The organism is Caproiciproducens lactatisolvens (genome assembly GCF_052443335.1).
Lineage (GTDB): Bacteria > Bacillota > Clostridia > Oscillospirales > Acutalibacteraceae > Caproiciproducens.
Genome location: NZ_CP195750.1, coordinates 2757377 through 2775166 on the forward strand (window position 1 = coordinate 2757377; position 17790 = coordinate 2775166).

A 17790-nucleotide genomic window follows, 5' to 3' on the forward strand; every position below is an offset into this window, starting at 1 on the left:
CATTCACCGCGTCGCTCCCCACACGGGAGCGTGGATTGAAATGAAAAATTGCTTCCAAAAGAACCATGCAACACAAGTCGCTCCCCACACGGGAGCGTGGATTGAAATGAAAAGTGATGACTGCGTACAGGGCGTAACATACGTCGCTCCCCACACGGGAGCGTGGATTGAAATTGAATTGCTCTATGGCTTGCGGCTTAACCACAGGTCGCTCCCCACACGGGAGCGTGGATTGAAATAATTCGACGGCCAATTTTGAGCGTGAATATACGCGTCGCTCCCCACACGGGAGCGTGGATTGAAATGTTTTTCTGTTCCCGTAGCACTTCTACTCGTAGGTCGCTCCCCACACGGGAGCGTGGATTGAAATTAAAGCAAGCAGCAAAATTGCAGAGGAATTTCAGTCGCTCCCCACACGGGAGCGTGGATTGAAATATATGACCGATGGTCGATGAAGACCAGCAAGCAGGTCGCTCCCCACACGGGAGCGTGGATTGAAATGTGTTGCATGGCACTCTCAAAAGTGAAAATTGAGGTCGCTCCCCACACGGGAGCGTGGATTGAAATTGGAGGCGGCATGGTGTTATGCAGGGATTTTATTGTCGCTCCCCACACGGGAGCGTGGATTGAAATTCTTTGCCTATTGCCACTCCACCTCGATCAATAGTCGCTCCCCACACGGGAGCGTGGATTGAAATATTAATTCAAGGGTCAGACCAGGGCGCTTTTTCGTCGCTCCCCACACGGGAGCGTGGATTGAAATGCAAAAGGTTACGGCGAAACCGCAGACCCATGAGGTCGCTCCCCACACGGGAGCGTGGATTGAAATTACACCAAAAGGATGAACCTCCCCCGCAGCGGAGGTCGCTCCCCACACGGGAGCGTGGATTGAAATTATATATATTATATATAGTAGCTATAATCCCATCGTCGCTCCCCACACGGGAGCGTGGATTGAAATGCAATGGGAAACACATCTTCCGCACTGGATGAGTCGCTCCCCACACGGGAGCGTGGATTGAAATTTGACGGCCTTTTCAGCACAATCGGGACAATATGTCGCTCCCCACACGGGAGCGTGGATTGAAATGCACAGGCGTGGTCTGATCTTGCCAACAACATCCGTCGCTCCCCACACGGGAGCGTGGATTGAAATAATTAATGACCACAAGGCAGATTCCTCCGTCCACGGTCGCTCCCCACACGGGAGCGTGGATTGAAATATTCCGCGCAGGACATAGCGAATGAAGTCGATAGGTCGCTCCCCACACGGGAGCGTGGATTGAAATTCAGAAGGGTCTGGTCCTTCCTGCCGGTCGTATTGGTCGCTCCCCACACGGGAGCGTGGATTGAAATTCATAATCCCATTCATAGGATTCACGGCAATAAGTCGCTCCCCACACGGGAGCGTGGATTGAAATAATTTCCTGCCGTACGACACTTGTACGACACTTGGTCGCTCCCCACACGGGAGCGTGGATTGAAATTTGCCGCAGGATGCACGGGCAGCGCTCGCATGGGGTCGCTCCCCACACGGGAGCGTGGATTGAAATATTCGATTGACTTAACACCAAATAGAATACAACGGTCGCTCCCCACACGGGAGCGTGGATTGAAATATTCTTGACCGCGTAATTGATTGAGTCGTACTCGTCGCTCCCCACACGGGAGCGTGGATTGAAATTCCTGACCGGATAAAGTCACAATTGGTGTACAAGTCGCTCCCCACACGGGAGCGTGGATTGAAATGCTATTGCACCTGAAAACACCTTCGTGTTGACACGTCGCTCCCCACACGGGAGCGTGGATTGAAATTGGTATAGCCTTTGGAAATTTCTTTGCCAGATAGGTCGCTCCCCACACGGGAGCGTGGATTGAAATCATTCTCCCAAAACGGGCCGGGCGGTACGATGCAGTCGCTCCCCACACGGGAGCGTGGATTGAAATTAATCATCGGCAAGAAAAACGGTAAATCCCTTTGTCGCTCCCCACACGGGAGCGTGGATTGAAATGTCTGTCATTCCACTACCTCCAACAGTCTTACCGTCGCTCCCCACACGGGAGCGTGGATTGAAATGAAAACAATGTATCGCGCCGTAAAGCACTATGAGTCGCTCCCCACACGGGAGCGTGGATTGAAATTTGATCGATTTGCCACAAACGCAGCACTTGTATTGTCGCTCCCCACACGGGAGCGTGGATTGAAATACTTTTTCCAAAGTAGGAACTCCGTTAGGTTCAGTCGCTCCCCACACGGGAGCGTGGATTGAAATACCCTAAACAAGCCTATCTCCATGCTTTTCTGAGGTCGCTCCCCACACGGGAGCGTGGATTGAAATTATTGAACAAGGCAAGTTAACATATCGAATATAAGTCGCTCCCCACACGGGAGCGTGGATTGAAATGAAAAATGGGGGATGCGCCTTGACCAGAGGATTAGTCGCTCCCCACACGGGAGCGTGGATTGAAATATTTCGGGATTTGTGCGCAAACTATCAATTAAAGTCGCTCCCCACACGGGAGCGTGGATTGAAATAAATTGACCGGAAAGCAAAAGATTGAAACCTCCCGTCGCTCCCCACACGGGAGCGTGGATTGAAATGTTTTCCCCTGCTGCTATGTCTGCGTACCCAATGTCGCTCCCCACACGGGAGCGTGGATTGAAATGAAATGTTGTCCGTCCCTTCCAGAGCCGGAGGAGTCGCTCCCCACACGGGAGCGTGGATTGAAATATCGAGTCCACGGCTTACATTGCGTTCTTTCGCCGTCGCTCCCCACACGGGAGCGTGGATTGAAATTCTTTCGGCTGTTGGGATCGTGCTGGATGATTAGTCGCTCCCCACACGGGAGCGTGGATTGAAATGGCAAATCCGCCGCACCTCTCTTTCATGCATCCTGTCGCTCCCCACACGGGAGCGTGGATTGAAATGAACCCATGCCGTAAAGTCTGCCTCGCTTGTTGAGTCGCTCCCCACACGGGAGCGTGGATTGAAATATTATGAGTGCTTTAAAAGACAGCAGAGTACCGCGTCGCTCCCCACACGGGAGCGTGGATTGAAATACCTATTTCAAACTCCGCTGCGCTATCAGCATGAGGTCGCTCCCCACACGGGAGCGTGGATTGAAATACCTATTTCAAACTCCGCTGCGCTATCAGCATGAGGTCGCTCCCCACACGGGAGCGTGGATTGAAATGTCCAACCTGGGGTATGATGCAGCATGGTGTACGTCGCTCCCCACACGGGAGCGTGGATTGAAATTCTCTTTCCGATGCCGACATGACCACGGCAAACGTCGCTCCCCACACGGGAGCGTGGATTGAAATTATAAGATCGGTGTCAAGTGATTTCAATTGGTTTGTCGCTCCCCACACGGGAGCGTGGATTGAAATATGATGTTGCCCAAGCCCTCAAAGCTCCCGTATTGTCGCTCCCCACACGGGAGCGTGGATTGAAATGATAGAACAGCGAAGCAAAGAGGATAAAATCCCAGTCGCTCCCCACACGGGAGCGTGGATTGAAATGGTACTCGGAGCATGGATTGTCTATACTGGGCACGTCGCTCCCCACACGGGAGCGTGGATTGAAATATGACTGGTTTGGGATTGATGCGACAAGTCCGAAGTCGCTCCCCACACGGGAGCGTGGATTGAAATTACCATGTCCCGGTTGACGTTTATTTGGAGGAAAGTCGCTCCCCACACGGGAGCGTGGATTGAAATGCTATGCGCTTGTCCCGCCCGGCAATCCACCCGGGTCGCTCCCCACACGGGAGCGTGGATTGAAATTGGAAGAACCTAACCCGTTTATGACAGGCCAAATGGTCGCTCCCCACACGGGAGCGTGGATTGAAATATTAGGTACATCCAATCGGACGCGAAAACCAAGCGTCGCTCCCCACACGGGAGCGTGGATTGAAATGGCAAATCCGCAATGCAACTAAACCCGCTCATTAGTCGCTCCCCACACGGGAGCGTGGATTGAAATAGTGCTGCCGAAAAAGGTCGGTGGCGTCAAAGAGTCGCTCCCCACACGGGAGCGTGGATTGAAATATGTTCTGGCTTTGCTGGACCGCGATTGTCATAAGTCGCTCCCCACACGGGAGCGTGGATTGAAATTATCCTGCGCTGAAGCAGATCGGAATCCGCCGGCGTCGCTCCCCACACGGGAGCGTGGATTGAAATGGCAGGCGTTCGTCGCAAACATGCTTGTCTATGGGTCGCTCCCCACACGGGAGCGTGGATTGAAATATACTAAGCCCCCCAGTATGCCTGTGTTGACAGGGTCGCTCCCCACACGGGAGCGTGGATTGAAATGGCAGGCGTTCGTCGCAAACATGCTTGTCTATGGTCGCTCCCCACACGGGAGCGTGGATTGAAATTCTTTGATGGAGTCTATGGCACCCATGAGGAGATGTCGCTCCCCACACGGGAGCGTGGATTGAAATGACGAAAAAGTCTGGTTTGCATGTAATCCATCCCGTCGCTCCCCACACGGGAGCGTGGATTGAAATGATATAGCTAAGGCGCAGGAACCGATTGAATTTGTCGCTCCCCACACGGGAGCGTGGATTGAAATGTTACTGAGCCTGACGCCCGGAACGTGACTGTAAGTCGCTCCCCACACGGGAGCGTGGATTGAAATGATTTCCTGCTCCATACCGTCGATGCGATGATGGTCGCTCCCCACACGGGAGCGTGGATTGAAATGTTCGCAGTACGCGGCGTTTTGGTATGCTTGCTCATTCAATTTTGCTTGGTGTCGCTCCCCACACGGGAGCGTGGATTGAAATGGCTAATGTAAGGTTAACTTTACATATAAAAATGTCGCTCCCCACACGGGAGCGTGGATTGAAATACTATTGAATAACCACATACAATAGAGAATAGTGTCGCTCCCCACACGGGAGCGTGGATTGAAATCCTTACCTCCCCTATCGGTCTTGTGATCCTCGCGTCGCTCCCCACACGGGAGCGTGGATTGAAATAAACCTCTCCGGACTTGAGCCGCTCGAGCTTTTCGGTCGCTCCCCACACGGGAGCGTGGATTGAAATCCTCAATCAGCTTGTTACTAACATAATATCCTGTTGACCAAAAGTGCTTATTGCCAAACTTGTATTTCAGATTTCCATGTTTCTCGAAAATCATGGTTGCCGTCTTTCCTTTGAGATATCCCATGAAACTTGAGATATTGTATTTGGGTGGGATGGAAAGGAGAAGATGAACGTGGTCCGGCATCATATGACCTTCTATGATTTCTACACCTTTCCATTTACACAAATCTCTGATATCTTTTTGGATATCTGCCCTGAGTTGATTATAAATGATTTTTCTGCGGTATTTCGGCGCAAAAACAATATGATACTTGCACACCCATTTCGTGTGTGCTAAACTGTTTGCCATGGAGCATCACCTTTCTTCTGCTTTTTTGACGGCTTGAACACTCGTCATTATATCAGAATGGTGATGCTCTTTGCTTAAGCTTTTAATCTCACGCGCATAGCGCGCGGATTTTCGTTTTCCAAACGGATAGACGTTTGGAAAACCTGCTAAAGCAGATAGAAAAAAGGCCGTTAAAACGGCCTTTCTCACGGTAAAATATTATCGTATACCGACGGCCGTCCGGCCGTTTTCTTTTTATGAGCGCTATTCCCTGGGCTTGATTTTCAGATAAAGGCTGAGCGCGATTCCAAGCAGTATGCACAAAGCGGCTGTAAGCATTCCATTCACATAGACGGGCATCTGATTCCCGATAATATAAATATTCCTGCCGCCGTAGCCGGTATTTGCATATGGCTGGGCAGCCGTCCGTACCGCCTGCGGCTGAGCCGGATTCTCCGCTTCCGCAGCCGCTGAAAAATCATCTTCCCCTTGCGCTGCCATTTCTTCTGTTTCCTTTTCAGGCAGTTGGGCCTTCCCGGCATCCGTTTTCTCCGGCCCGGATGCCTCTTCACCGGAACGAGGCGGATCCGAGCTGAGTCCGGCAGACCCCGCGGGTTTTTCAGCCCTGCTGACAAGGACGACATACTGTACCTGATTTGTTTTATCGGCGGAAGTGACCGTCGCGACAATGGGCGTATCCGTACCGGGCTTGAAAAGGGATTTCCGGTTGATTTTGACCGTCCCGCCTTCTTCCGCGCGGGCGTAAAATTCCACCGACTCCACCGTGTAACCGACGGACATCCGGTATTGATAGATGTCGGGGGAAAATTCCGGCACCAGCTCGCCGTTATACGGGTCCAAGCGGGAAAGCGCCGCCTCGTCGGAAGGCTCTTCCTCCGGCGGCTCGATGGAAACGGTCAGATTCTCCTCAATATCCACATCCAGCTGCTTCGCCGCATAGTTGCACACTTCGTCGATATGCGCGTTGATCGCCGTATCGCCCGAAGAAGCGCCGTCCCTGACCTGAAACACAAAGGAAATGATATTCCCGGAAAGCTGCGGCGCGGCGCCCTGATCCACGTTGCATACGTAAACGCTGCAGATCGGGTTCGACACGCTGTTTGTGACCATCGTCCCGCTTTTGATCTGCGAGGACGTCTCGGTACGGACAAAGCTGAGCGCTTCGGCGTGATACCCAATCCGCATCCGGAACCCGGCCGCGGTGTCGGGAACCTGTCCCGCGTTGATCTGCAGCTTGACCAGCTCCCCGCGCGCGGCGGAGGGCTTGTCTACGCTGTATGTAAAATAGGGTACGGTAGCGGCGTGCGCAGGAATCCGTAAAATCACCGGAAGCAGCAGCAAAAGCAAAAAGGCGCGAATATCCTGTTTTTTCACAGACGGCTCCCCCCAACGGCAGATAGATAAAAACCAGCTGAGCCGGTTTTCCGGCAAAGCTGATTTTTAAAAAACATTTGGCTTGTCAAGCGGTAACGGTCTGCCCCATTCCGTTCGCGCGCAGATCGCGTAAGAGTTTTTTACGCAGGACCTGCAGCCGGAAACGGTTATACCGCTGGATGATGGCAAAGGGCAGGTTTCCAAGCATAATCAAAAAAGAAAACACGATTCCCACCAAAAAGGGGTTAATCAGCATTGTAACGACAATACAGATACAGTTTTTCAGATGCACCCACTCGCCCCTGCAGGTTTCAAAAATAAACTCGTCGACATAATCAATGGAAATATCCGTAAGATGCTCTTTGGAAAAGCCGTCTTTGCCGATATGCTGCGGCACTCTGTCCTTCCAAAGCTGAATCTTCAATTTATCCCTGTACCAACGCCCGCCGTGTTCCCATTCCTTCGGCGCGTAACGCTCCTTCTGGGAAATGGAATGGGGAAGCTTGACACCGGCCAGAAAGACCGTCAAATGCCAGACGCCGATAATAAAAAGATTCCATAGAAACATGTTGAGAAATGATAGATTTTTCAGCATTTGTAATCCCTTCCCTGTAAAAATGAAAGTCCGGCCAATCATAATATGCATGTGATAATATTAACGTACACATATTATAATACAATTTACAGGCATGTGCAAGATGAAAGCCGATCAGCGTTCCCTGTATTTTTTTACAATCATGTTCGCGCATTTGTAAATGTCGCCGCCGCCCAGGGTAAGGATTAGATCGCCGTCTTCCGCGTTGGCGGTCACATACTCCGTGATTTCCTCAAAGGTTTTAAACCATATGCTGCCCGGGATTTTGTCGGCCAGATCCTTTGCGTAAATATGGTAGGTGTTCTCCTCGCGCACCGCGAGGATTTCGGAAAGGACAACCCTGTCCGGGATGGAAAGCGCCTTTGCGAATTCGTCCAGAAGCAGGTAGGTTCTGGAATAGGTGTGAGGCTGGAAAACCGCCCACACGCGCCGGAAATTCATTTTCATGGCGGCGGAAAGGGTCGCCGTCAGCTCCGTGGGGTGGTGCGCAAAGTCGTCGGCAACCGTAATCCCGCCGAACGTGCCGAGGATTTCAAAGCGCCTGTGGACGCCGGTAAACTGGTGCAGGCTTTCCGCGATGGTGCCTGCCTTCACGCCCATGCTGTCCGCCGCGGCAAACGAAGCCAGCGCGTTATAGATATTGTGCTTTCCGGGGATACTCAGCGTTACATCCGCGAGCTTTTCCCCGTTTTTCATCACCGAGAAGCATTCCCTCGCCCCTTTTGTGTCCGCGATATGATCGGCGTAATACTCATTGGACGGGTTCAGGCCGAACGTAACGACGGATGCATTTTTTATGCCCTCCACCGCCTTCATGGTATTGGCGTCGTCGCCGTTGACAATGAGCGTCTTTGACGTCTGGAGCGCAAACTGATGGAAGGATTTTATAATATTCTCCACCGTTCCGAAGTAATCCAGATGGTCGGCGTCTATGTTGAGGATGATCGACGTTTCGGGGTTCAGCTGCAAAAAGGTGTCCACATATTCGCACGCCTCGCAGACGATGGTGCCGGATTTGCCCACGCGCCCGTTCCCGCCGATCAGCGGGAGCTTTCCGCCGATGACAGCCGAGGGGTCTTTTCCCGCGTGAAGCAGAATCTGGGTAATCATCGCGGTCGTGGTCGTCTTGCCGTGCGTACCGGAAACCGCCACCGGGTGCGGGTAGCGGCGCGTCACCATGCCGAGCATGACGGAGCGCTCCACAACCGGGATTCCCTTTTCGCGGGCGGCGACAAGCTCCGGGTTGTCGGCCTTGACGGCCGCCGTGTACACGAGCATTTCGGCGTCGCCTATGTTTTCCGGCCTGTGACCCATTGAGACGGGAATTCCGTAGGAACGGATCCTGGCGAGCGTATCGGACTCGTTGGTGTCCGACCCGGTCAGTTCATAGCCGCGGTGGTACAGGATTTCAGCGATCGGGCACATGCCGGAACCGCCGATTCCCACAAAATGTATTTTCTTAACCTTGGATAAAGTATCTTGATAATCCATGCTTGTTGAGCTCCTTAAATGAGATAATGTGACAGCGTTTTCAATTCAACTGCAGCGTTTTTGGTTAAATCGCTCCTCACCTTCCGTGAGGAAAAAGCCGTTCGGTCCCGTGACCCGGCGCAAAGGAAACCGCTGCAAAATATTGATCCTCTCTATTATATTGCCATACCTGTTTATAATAAACAGTTTTTCGGATATTTGCAATAAAAAATAAAATCAAAACGAAAATACCGCGCAATCACACCGAGCGTTCCATCTCCATAATATGGAGAAAGAAGTTTGTGGAGGTTTGTACAATGGTCGATATAAACAGTTTCGGCGTACTGGGCGGTGACAAACGCCAGATTGCGCTGGCCGAATCCATTGCGTCGGACGGCTACACCGTCTATGTCTATGGATTTGACAACATCGAATTTTCCAAGGACGTAAAAAAGGCGGATCTTGAAGAAATTATGATCCGGTGTGAAAATATGATCCTTCCGCTGCCGGTTACGGCGGACGGCAGTCATCTGAATATGGTTTTCAGCGAAAACAGCATCGAGCTGAACGACAGCTTTGCCGAACTGATGAGAAATAAACAGGTTTACGGAGGAATGATGGGAAAGCTTTACCAGACCAGCGACGTGTGGGATTCCATCGACGCCTATGATTATTATACCCGCGAGGAATTCGCCGTGCACAACTCCGTTCCCGCCGCGGAAGGCGCGATCGAGATCGCGATGCGCGAATACCCCGGTACCGTCAGCCAGAGCAAATGCCTTGTTGTCGGCTACGGAAGAATCGGAAAAATTTTGGCGATGATGCTGCGCGGGCTGGGAGCTTCGGTGACGGTGAGCGCCCGCAGATATTCCGATATCGCCTGGATCGAATCCTTCGGGTATTCCTCCGCCCTGACGGACAAAATCTGCGACAAAGATCAGTACGACGTTATTTTCAACACGGCGCCCGCTTTGATATTCAACCGGCGCATGCTTTCGAAGATGCGCTCCAAACCGCTGATCATCGACCTTTCGTCCCCGCCCGGCGGCGTGGATTACGAAGCCGCGCAGAAATTCGGCATCAAGGCGATCCACGCTCTTTCCCTGCCCGGAAAGGTCGCTCCGAAAACCGCCGGTGAAATCATCAAAAATACCATTTATAATATGATGGAGGAGTGAAAGATGAAAAGCCTTACTTTCGGTTACGCCCTCTGCGGTTCCTTCTGCACCTTCGACAAGGCGATCGAGCAAATCCGCGTCCTTGTTGAAGCGGGGTACGACATTCTGCCGATCATGTCGCAGAACGCCGCGACGACGGACACCCGCTTTGGAAAAGCGGACGATTTTATCTGGGAAATCGAAGACCTCTGCGGTAAAAAAATCATCAAAAGCATGGTGGAGGCGGAACCCATCGGGCCGAAAAAGATGGTCGACCTGATGATCGTCGCTCCCTGCACCGGCAATACGCTGGCCAAAATCGCGAACGGAATCACCGACACCACCGTGACCATGGCGGTGAAGTCCAACCTGCGCATCGGCAGGCCGGTGCTTCTGGCCCCTGCCACAAACGACGCGCTCGCCGCGTCGGCGCAGAATATCGCAAAATTACTGAATACCAAAAATATCTATTTCGTTCCTATGAAACAGGATGACCCTGGCAAAAAGCCGACCTCCGTGGTCGCGGACTTCAGCCTGATTCAGCCCGCGGCGCTTGCCGCGCTGGAGGGAAGGCAGCTTCAGCCCATCCTGCTGTGAGGATGGATATTCATAAATATTTATGCGGATTTCTTGTAAGTTAGTCAATAAATGTGATATGATAAAGCAATGAAATGGAAGTGAAAGGAATGCTGTACTGCCCTAAGTGCCAACTGCTCATCGACAGCGACGCCGACCGCTGCGCCGCGTGCGGTTCCAAAAAGCTGCGGGAGCCCGGACCGGACGACCCGGTGCTTTTGCTGACGACGGACGAAACGAATATCATCATGATCCGGTCCGTCTTTCAGGAAAACGGAATCGTATTTGTCGAACAGGACAGCGGCTTCGGCTCGCCGCCTTCCATATTGCTTGGCAGCAGGCCCTTTTACGGGTCCCGCAATATTTTTGTGGCTTTCCGGGATCTGGATACCGCCAAAGAGCTGCTGAACGGGATCGGAATCGCGGACGCGGGGGACGCGAAGCTGGAAAGCAGCACCCCTGCGCCGGAGGAAGGGCCCGGACCCGAAGGACCGTCCGAACCGAAAGAGGAGCCGGAACCGATGAGTTCCCGCAAGCGCTTTTTCTGGCGGATCGTTTCGGCAATGATGTTTATTCTGATTGTGTGGGGGGTTGTGGCGGCGGCCGACTTTCTGGCCAACGCGCTGAAAGCGTTTTTCACAAAAGGCGGATTTTAAAGTGAAAGGAAAATTCCATTGAGCCATTACCATCTTGATACGGACTGCATCCACGCGGGTTACGAACCGGGAAACGGAGAACCGCGCGTACTGCCCATTGTGCAGAGCACAACCTTTAAATACGACAGCGCGGAAACGCTCGGCGAGCTGTTCGACCTGAAGGCCGACGGATTCTTCTACACCCGCCTGGGCAACCCGACCATTGACGCGGTGGAAAAAAAGATCGCCGCCCTGGAAGGCGGCGTCGGCGCGCTGCTGACCTCCTCCGGTCAGGCGGCTTCCCTGATATCGGTGCTCAACATCTGCCCCGCGGGCGGCCATGTGGTCTGCTCCAGCGCAATTTACGGCGGCACCTTCAACCTGTTTTACAAAACCATGCGCGAAATGGGACTGGAATTCACCTTTCTTGCCCCCGGCTGCACGAAGGAAGAGCTGAACGCCGCTTTCTGGCCGAACACGCGCTGCGTATTCGCGGAGACGCTGACCAATCCTTCGCTCGTCGTAACCGATTTAGAGCTGTTCGCGAAAACGGCGCACGCGCACGGTGTCCCCCTCATTGTAGACAACACCTTCCCCACTCCCATCAACTGCCGCCCGTTTGCTTTCGGCGCCGACATCGTCACCCACTCCACCACGAAGTACATGGACGGTCACGCCGTTCAGGTCGGCGGAGCGATTGTGGACAGCGGGAATTTCAACTGGGAAAACGGAAAGTTTCCCGGCCTGACCGAACCGGACGAATCCTATCACGGAATCGTCTATACAAAGCAGTTCGGCAAAGCGGCCTACATTGTAAAAGCCCGCGCGCATCTGATGCGGGATCTTGGCGCGCAGTCGAGCCCGAACAACGCGTTCCTGCTCAACCTGGGATTGGAAACGCTCGCGCTCAGAATGGAACGGCACTGTTCCAACGCGCTCGCCGTGGCGACGCATCTGGAGCAGAATGACAAAATCGCGTGGGTAAACTATCCCGGCCTGAAAAGCAGCAAATATTACGAACTCGCGAAAAAGTATATGCCAAACGGCACCTGCGGCGTGATTTCCTTCGGGATAAAGGGCGGGCGCGAAGCCGCCGCCGGATTTATGGAGGGCTTAAAGCTCGCGTCCATCGTCATCCATGTGGCGGACCTGCGCACCTGCGTGCTTCACCCGGCCAGCACGACCCACCGCCAGCTGAACGACGATCAGCTCAGGGAGGCGGGCATCGGCCCCGACATGATCCGGATGTCGGTCGGCATCGAAAACATCGCGGATATCCTTGAGGATATCGACCAGTCGCTAAATAAACTGTAAATCATAACATACGAAAAGGCGGAGCAGCTGCTCCGCCTTTCTATATTTAACCAAATTTGCTGAATCGGGAACTCCCTCAGTCAGGACCTCTCCGGTCCCAAACCCCTGCCTCCCTCAAAGAGGGATTTGTTTCGGAGTGCTCCGAGACCGATTCAACATGCAACTATTCGAGAGTATGGCCGAAGGCGCTTCCCGACCGGTAGGTCCGGCAGCCTGCGCTTCAGTTAAATGTATAGAGCGATTTATACGGATTTTTCGTATTGGGCGTTAAGACATAGAAGTTTCTGGAAAGCACTTCCCGCTTATCGATATGGAAAATACCGCAGAATTCGTCGAGATGGCCGTCGATTGCCGCCATGTCCTCCGGGGAGGCGGGGGCCGCCTGCACCTGCTTCGGCAGATCCTCCGGAAGCGCCTCGCAGCGGAGGTAAATTTTGCCGCCGTGCATTCCCGTTCCGCAAAGGTTGCCCACGGGCACCTTTTTTTCGGAACCCAGGCCCAGCACGACGATGGTGCCGCCGGCCTGGTACTCGCCCAGAAAGCTGCCGGTCTCGCCGCCGATCATGATCAGCGGCTGGTGCGTCTGATACGCCTTCATATGGATGCCCGCGCGGTACCCCGCGTTGCCCCGCACGAGGATTTTTCCTCCGCGCATCGCGTAGCCGGTGGCGTCTCCGCTGGAACCGTTGATGATGATGGTCCCCTCGTTCATGGTGTCGCCGGTGGCGTCCTGCGCGTTGCCGTTTACCCGGATGGTGGCGCCGTTCAGATAGCAGCCCAGATCGTTGCCCGGCACTCCGTTGATCGTGATGTTTTTCCCGCTCATGCCGGAGGCGATGTAGCGCTGCCCAAGGCAGTTGTCCACCGTGATATCCGCTTCCGAGGAGACACGGATTTCGTTGTTCAGGTCTTTGAAATGTTGATTGTCCGCATTGATTTTCATTCTTTGGCACCTCCGAGCTTAACGGCCCTTTCTGACGCGGTAAACGCCATGAGCTGCGGTTTTTCCTTAATCAGTTCGTAATCGACGGTGTCGAGCGGGGTCCTTTCGCGGATCAGCGAAGTGTAGATTCCCGCCCTGGCGACGTCGCCGATCAGGATGAAGCCCTTTAACAGATTGTCTTTCGAGACCAGCTTTTTATAAGTCTGTTCGGTCCGCACCACATAGGTCTCTCCGTCGTAGCTTCCGGCGGTGATGATATGCAGCCCGAAAAATCCGATCGCGTTCATCGGGATGGCCTTGTCGTAGACCTTTTCCCCGCCCGCCATATTGATGCCTGCGGTCTCGCCCTGCATATACGCGTTCGGCAAAAGGGCAAGCACGCGGTACTGACCGGAGGTGATGTCGTAGCTTTCACTGCAGTCGCCCGCCGCGTAAACACCATCCAGATTCGTGGCGCAGTGGATGTCGGAAACGATTCCCTTATTGACCTTGCAGCCGATGTCCGCGGCAAGCTTCGTTTCCGGGCGGACGCCGACCGCGACAATCAGGACGTCGAACTCCAGCTTTCCGCCGCTTTTCAGCAGAGCGGAATTTTTGGTAAACTGCGCGACGCTGTCGCTGAGGATAAAGGTTACCCCCTGCTCCTCAATATGCTTCTGCACGATTTCAGAGCCCGCTTCGTCGAGGATGCTCGGCAGGATGCGGGGCGCCAGGTCCACAACGGTAATCTGCTTTACCCTGCTGCAGATTCCCTCCGCGCATTTCAGGCCGATCAGGCCCGCGCCGACGATCAGCACGCGGCTTTCCTGATCAATGACCTTCTGTAAGGCCGCCGCGTCGTCCAGTTTCATAAAGCTGAACTGATTCTCCACTTCCCCCAGCCCCGCCATGGGCGGAACAAAGGGGGAGGAACCGGTCGCGAAAAGCAGCTTGTCAAACGCGACCCCGTCCCCGCTGTCCAAAAGGACCTTTTTGTTTTCGTAATCCACCCCGGTAACCGTAACCCCTAAAAGCGGGGTCACCCGGTTGTCTTCATAAAAGGTGTCCGGACGGTACTTCATGCGCTGCCGGGTGGTTTTTCCGTAAAGGAGATAGGAAATCAGCGGACGCGAATAAACATGATGCGGTTCTTTGGAAATCACCGTGATTTTTCCGGTTTGATCCACGGAGCGGATGCCTTCGATGCAGCCGACAGCCGCAGTCGAGTTTCCGATAATGACATAATTCATTCTGTTCACCTCTCCTCAAAAACGATCGCCTTGTTCGGGCAGCCCCGCACGCACGCCGGCTCTCCGAAGCTGTTGTTCGTGCAGAGCTCGCATTTCTGAATGACGCTGCCGTCGTTCCCCGGCATGATCGCGCCGTAGGGGCATATCATAACGCAGGTGTAGCAGCCCACGCATTTGTCCTTGTCGACCTCGATGACGCCGTTATCCACGCTGAGCGCGCCGGTAATACAGCCTTTCACGCAGAGCGGTTCCGTACAGTGGCGGCAGGAAACGGCAAAGCTGATCCCCTGGTTTTCCTCGATCCGTATCCTCGGGTTGATATGAATATCCTTGAGCGCCTTGACCATATCGTCGCTGCCGGAATTGGCAAAAGCGCAGTTGTATTCGCAAAGATGGCACCCGAGACACCATTTCTCATTTACATAGATCCTTTTCATCGCTTATTCCCCCGCATGCTTGATACCAAGAATCTCAAGCTCTTTCTCATTTAATCCGATCCCGCGAAGCATCAGGCGGTTGCCCTTGAGCGCTTCAATCGAATTGATTCCCATGCCGCCCATCATTTCCTTGATTTCGTGCTGCCACGCGGAGACAAGGTTGACGAGGCGCTTATAGCCGATATCGGGGTTCAGGCGTTTGACAAGGTCCGGCCGCTGGGTCGCGATGCCCCAGTTGCATTTGCCCGTCTGGCAGCTGCGGCAAAGGTGACAGCCAAGCGCCAGAAGCGCCGCCGTCGCGATGTACACCGCGTCCGCGCCTAAAGCGATGGCCTTGACGATATCCGCGGAGTTGCGGATGCTGCCGCCGACGACAAGGGAAACGTTGTTGCGAATTTTCTCCTGACGGAGCCGTTCGTCCACAGCCGCGAGCGCAAGCTCGATCGGAATACCGACGTTGTCGCGGATTCTGGTCGGGGCGGCGCCGGTGCCGCCGCGGTAGCCGTCGATGGCGATGATGTCCGCTCCGCTGCGGGCAATGCCGCTGGCGATGGCGGCGACATTGTGCACCGCCGCGATTTTTACAATGACCGGCTTTTTATAGTTGGTGGCCTCTTTCAGGGAGTAAACCAGCTGGCGGAGGTCCTCGATCGAATAGATGTCGTGATGGGGCGCAGGAGAAATCGCGTCCGAGCCCTCCGGGATCATTCTGGTGCGGGAAACGTCGCCGACGATCTTCGCTCCGGGCAGATGCCCGCCGATTCCCGGCTTCGCGCCCTGACCGATTTTGATTTCAATTGCCGCGCCGGCTTCCAGATAGTCCTTATGTACCCCGAAACGTCCGGACGCAACCTGCACGATGGTGTTCGCGCCGTACCGGTAAAAGTCCTCGTGCAGCCCGCCCTCGCCGGTGTTGTAGTAAATGCCCAGCTCCTGGGCGGCCCTCGCAAGGCTTTCATGCGCGTTGTAGCTGAGGGAGCCGTAGCTCATGGCGGAAAACATCACCGGCACGGAAAGCTCCAGATTCGGGGGAAGGTTCTCCGTGTTGAGGCTGCCGTCCGCGTTGCGCTCCAGTTTTTCCGGCCGCTTGCCCAGAAAGGTTCTGGTTTCCATCGGCTCGCGCAGCGGGTCGATGGACGGGTTCGTCACCTGCGACGCGTTGATCAGGATCTTATCCCAGTAAACCGGATACGGCTTCGGGTTGCCCATGGAGGAAAGCAGCATGCCGCCCGATCCGGCCTGACGGTATACCTCGCCGATGACCTCGTTCGTCCAGTTGGCGTTCGTCTTGAAGGTGTGGTCGGACTTTACGATTTTCAGGGCCCTTGTCGGGCAAAGCGCCACACAGCGGTGGCAGTCGACGCACCTGGACTCGTCGCTCTTCATCAGATTCAGTTCCGCATCGTAGGAATGCACCTCGTTGGCGCACTGTCGTTCGCACACGCGGCAGGCAATGCAGCGCTGTGGATTGCGGATCACTTCATATTCAGGATATAAGAAATCGACAGGCATTATGCATCCACCCCCTCATTTAACGTTACGATGACCGGTTCTCCGCCTCTGGGGGCGAAGGTTCTGTCCGGGTCCGGCTCAATCGCGCGGATCGCGCATTCCTCGCTCGCCACATAGGCCATGTCGCCCTTTTCGGCGACGACCATGGAGCGCAGCTTCAGACGGTCGTTCAGCGCCATCATGCCGCCGCTGAAGCCCAGCAGGATGGAGAACGGGCCGGTAATCAGCAGGCTGGAAAACACGTTTCTCAGATAGGTGAACTTTTTGCGTTCCGCCTCCGGCATCCGGTCGATCTCGCTCCAGAACGGGGCGGCGATGACGTCCGCGGCCTCTTTCAGGCTGAGCCCCTGTTTCCGGTTCAGGTAATCGATAATATAGGTAATCACTTCGGTATCGGTCAGAAGCGTACATTTGTAACCGAACATCTCAATGAAACGGCGGTTCGCGTCGTAGGAGGAAATTTCACCGTTATGTACAATGGAATAGTCCAGCATGGCGAACGGGTGCGCCCCGCCCCACCAGCCCGGCGTGTTGGTCGGGTAACGCCCGTGCGCCGTCCAGCAGTAGCCCTCGTAGTTTTCCAGACAGTAGTATCTCCCCACATCCTCCGGGAAGCCGACCGCCTTGAACACGCCCATGTTCTTTCCGCTGGAAAACACATAGGCGTCCTTGATCCGCGTGTTGATCTTTACCACGCAGCGCGCGACAAATTCCCTTTCGTCCAATTGCGTATCCTTGAGCAGCTTTTCAAACGGCAGGCCGAAATAGCGCCATATTGCAGGTTCATCCGTAATTTCCGGCATTTTTCGGGTCGGAATCTTTTCCGCGACCGTCACGTCGAAGTTCGCCATGATCTCTTTTTCGCATTCCTCTTTGGCGCGGGCGCTGCCGTAGAAAACATGGAACGCGTACAGATCCCTGTTATGCGGATAAATTCCGTAGCCCGCAAATCCTCCGCCCAATCCATTGCTGCGGTCGTGCATGGTGGTAATGGAACGAATGATGGCTTCGCCATTCATTTTCTTTCCGCTGCGCGAAAAAATTCCCGATATGGCGCAGCCCGAAGGTATCCTTACATCTCCCTCTAATTGCATAAAAAACTGACCTCCCTGCAATTTCGTATTCCGACGCATTTTATGCCCCGTC

Annotated in this window: 12 protein-coding genes, 1 pseudogene and 1 CRISPR repeat array (1 of these 14 running past the window's edge); of the genes and pseudogenes, 4 read left to right on the forward strand and 9 right to left on the reverse strand. The window is 54.2% G+C overall.

Going from position 1 to position 17790, the window contains the following annotated elements; translation table 11 throughout:
- Positions 1 to 5053: direct repeats of the CRISPR family, unit length 32 nt; unit sequence GTCGCTCCCCACACGGGAGCGTGGATTGAAAT; it begins 384 nt to the left of the window's first position.
- Between the two features lie 16 nt (positions 5054 to 5069).
- The 4 genes and pseudogenes from tnpA to murC form a co-directional block, all read right to left on the reverse strand.
- Positions 5070 to 5402 (reverse strand): annotated as a pseudogene (gene tnpA / locus ACRQV7_RS13540) (IS200/IS605 family transposase); the annotation flags it as partial.
- Positions 5403 to 5645: 243 nt separating this feature from the next.
- Complete coding sequence (locus ACRQV7_RS13545; protein WP_444658581.1) at positions 5646 to 6776, reverse strand: cadherin-like beta sandwich domain-containing protein; 1131 nt, start codon at positions 6774 to 6776, stop codon at positions 5646 to 5648.
- An 85-nt stretch (positions 6777 to 6861) separates the two neighbouring features.
- Positions 6862 to 7371, reverse strand: coding sequence for a glycosyl-4,4'-diaponeurosporenoate acyltransferase CrtO family protein (locus ACRQV7_RS13550; RefSeq protein ID WP_275713483.1), 510 nt, complete (start codon positions 7369 to 7371; stop codon positions 6862 to 6864).
- Between the two features lie 114 nt (positions 7372 to 7485).
- Complete coding sequence (murC, locus tag ACRQV7_RS13555) at positions 7486 to 8862, reverse strand: UDP-N-acetylmuramate--L-alanine ligase (RefSeq protein ID WP_444658584.1); 1377 nt, start codon at positions 8860 to 8862, stop codon at positions 7486 to 7488.
- Positions 8863 to 9158: 296 nt separating this feature from the next.
- Here murC and dpsA point away from each other — a divergent pair, with 296 nt between their 5' ends.
- The 4 genes from dpsA (at position 9159) to ACRQV7_RS13575 (ending at position 12523) form a co-directional block, all read left to right on the forward strand.
- Positions 9159 to 10019, forward strand: a complete 861-nt coding sequence (gene dpsA, locus ACRQV7_RS13560) for a dipicolinate synthase subunit DpsA (protein WP_444658585.1) — start codon at positions 9159 to 9161, stop codon at positions 10017 to 10019.
- A 3-nt stretch (positions 10020 to 10022) separates the two neighbouring features.
- The gene (locus ACRQV7_RS13565; protein WP_444658587.1) at positions 10023 to 10595 is read left to right on the forward strand and encodes a dipicolinate synthase subunit B; all 573 of its coding nucleotides are present in this window, start codon (positions 10023 to 10025) and stop codon (positions 10593 to 10595) included.
- An 89-nt stretch (positions 10596 to 10684) separates the two neighbouring features.
- The gene (locus ACRQV7_RS13570) at positions 10685 to 11230 is read left to right on the forward strand and encodes a hypothetical protein (RefSeq protein ID WP_275713477.1); all 546 of its coding nucleotides are present in this window, start codon (positions 10685 to 10687) and stop codon (positions 11228 to 11230) included.
- An 18-nt stretch (positions 11231 to 11248) separates the two neighbouring features.
- Positions 11249 to 12523: an O-acetylhomoserine aminocarboxypropyltransferase/cysteine synthase family protein gene (locus ACRQV7_RS13575; protein WP_444658589.1), complete on the forward strand. Its 1275-nt coding sequence runs from the start codon at positions 11249 to 11251 to the stop codon at positions 12521 to 12523.
- A 220-nt stretch (positions 12524 to 12743) separates the two neighbouring features.
- Here ACRQV7_RS13575 and ACRQV7_RS13580 read toward each other — a convergent pair whose 3' ends face one another.
- Genes ACRQV7_RS13580 through ACRQV7_RS13600 form a run of 5 tightly spaced genes read right to left on the reverse strand, consistent with a single transcriptional unit; the run spans position 12744 to position 17738 of the window.
- Positions 12744 to 13466, reverse strand: a complete 723-nt coding sequence (locus ACRQV7_RS13580; RefSeq protein WP_444658591.1) for a glutamate synthase — start codon at positions 13464 to 13466, stop codon at positions 12744 to 12746.
- Positions 13463 to 14695, reverse strand: coding sequence for an NAD(P)/FAD-dependent oxidoreductase (locus ACRQV7_RS13585; protein ID WP_444658592.1), 1233 nt, complete (start codon positions 14693 to 14695; stop codon positions 13463 to 13465). The genes ACRQV7_RS13580 and ACRQV7_RS13585 overlap by 4 nt, the downstream gene beginning before the upstream one ends.
- 5 nt (positions 14696 to 14700) lie before the next feature.
- A complete protein-coding gene (locus tag ACRQV7_RS13590; RefSeq protein WP_444658593.1) occupies positions 14701 to 15132 on the reverse strand; it encodes a 4Fe-4S dicluster domain-containing protein in 432 nt (143 codons plus the stop codon).
- A gap of 3 nt (positions 15133 to 15135) precedes the next feature.
- Positions 15136 to 16644, reverse strand: coding sequence for a glutamate synthase-related protein (locus ACRQV7_RS13595; protein WP_275713471.1), 1509 nt, complete (start codon positions 16642 to 16644; stop codon positions 15136 to 15138).
- Positions 16644 to 17738, reverse strand: coding sequence for a class II glutamine amidotransferase (locus ACRQV7_RS13600; protein WP_444658595.1), 1095 nt, complete (start codon positions 17736 to 17738; stop codon positions 16644 to 16646). Before ACRQV7_RS13600 ends, ACRQV7_RS13595 begins: the two co-directional genes overlap by 1 nt.
- Positions 17739 to 17790 lie beyond the last annotated feature (52 nt).

Excerpts from the sequence above, each read along its gene's own strand:
- ACRQV7_RS13595 (WP_275713471.1), bottom strand. The coding sequence starts at position 16,644 with ATGCCTGTCGATTTCTTATATCCTGAATATGAAGTGATCCGCAATCCA.
- murC (WP_444658584.1), bottom strand. The coding sequence starts at position 8,862 with ATGGATTATCAAGATACTTTATCCAAGGTTAAGAAAATACATTTTGTG.
- ACRQV7_RS13580 (WP_444658591.1), bottom strand. The coding sequence starts at position 13,466 with ATGAAAATCAATGCGGACAATCAACATTTCAAAGACCTGAACAACGAA.
- ACRQV7_RS13600 (WP_444658595.1), bottom strand. The coding sequence starts at position 17,738 with ATGCAATTAGAGGGAGATGTAAGGATACCTTCGGGCTGCGCCATATCG.
- ACRQV7_RS13585 (WP_444658592.1), bottom strand. The coding sequence starts at position 14,695 with ATGAATTATGTCATTATCGGAAACTCGACTGCGGCTGTCGGCTGCATC.
- ACRQV7_RS13570 (WP_275713477.1), top strand. The coding sequence starts at position 10,685 with ATGCTGTACTGCCCTAAGTGCCAACTGCTCATCGACAGCGACGCCGAC.
- dpsA (WP_444658585.1), top strand. The coding sequence starts at position 9,159 with ATGGTCGATATAAACAGTTTCGGCGTACTGGGCGGTGACAAACGCCAG.
- ACRQV7_RS13565 (WP_444658587.1), top strand. The coding sequence starts at position 10,023 with ATGAAAAGCCTTACTTTCGGTTACGCCCTCTGCGGTTCCTTCTGCACC.
- ACRQV7_RS13590 (WP_444658593.1), bottom strand. The coding sequence starts at position 15,132 with ATGAAAAGGATCTATGTAAATGAGAAATGGTGTCTCGGGTGCCATCTT.
- ACRQV7_RS13550 (WP_275713483.1), bottom strand. The coding sequence starts at position 7,371 with ATGCTGAAAAATCTATCATTTCTCAACATGTTTCTATGGAATCTTTTT.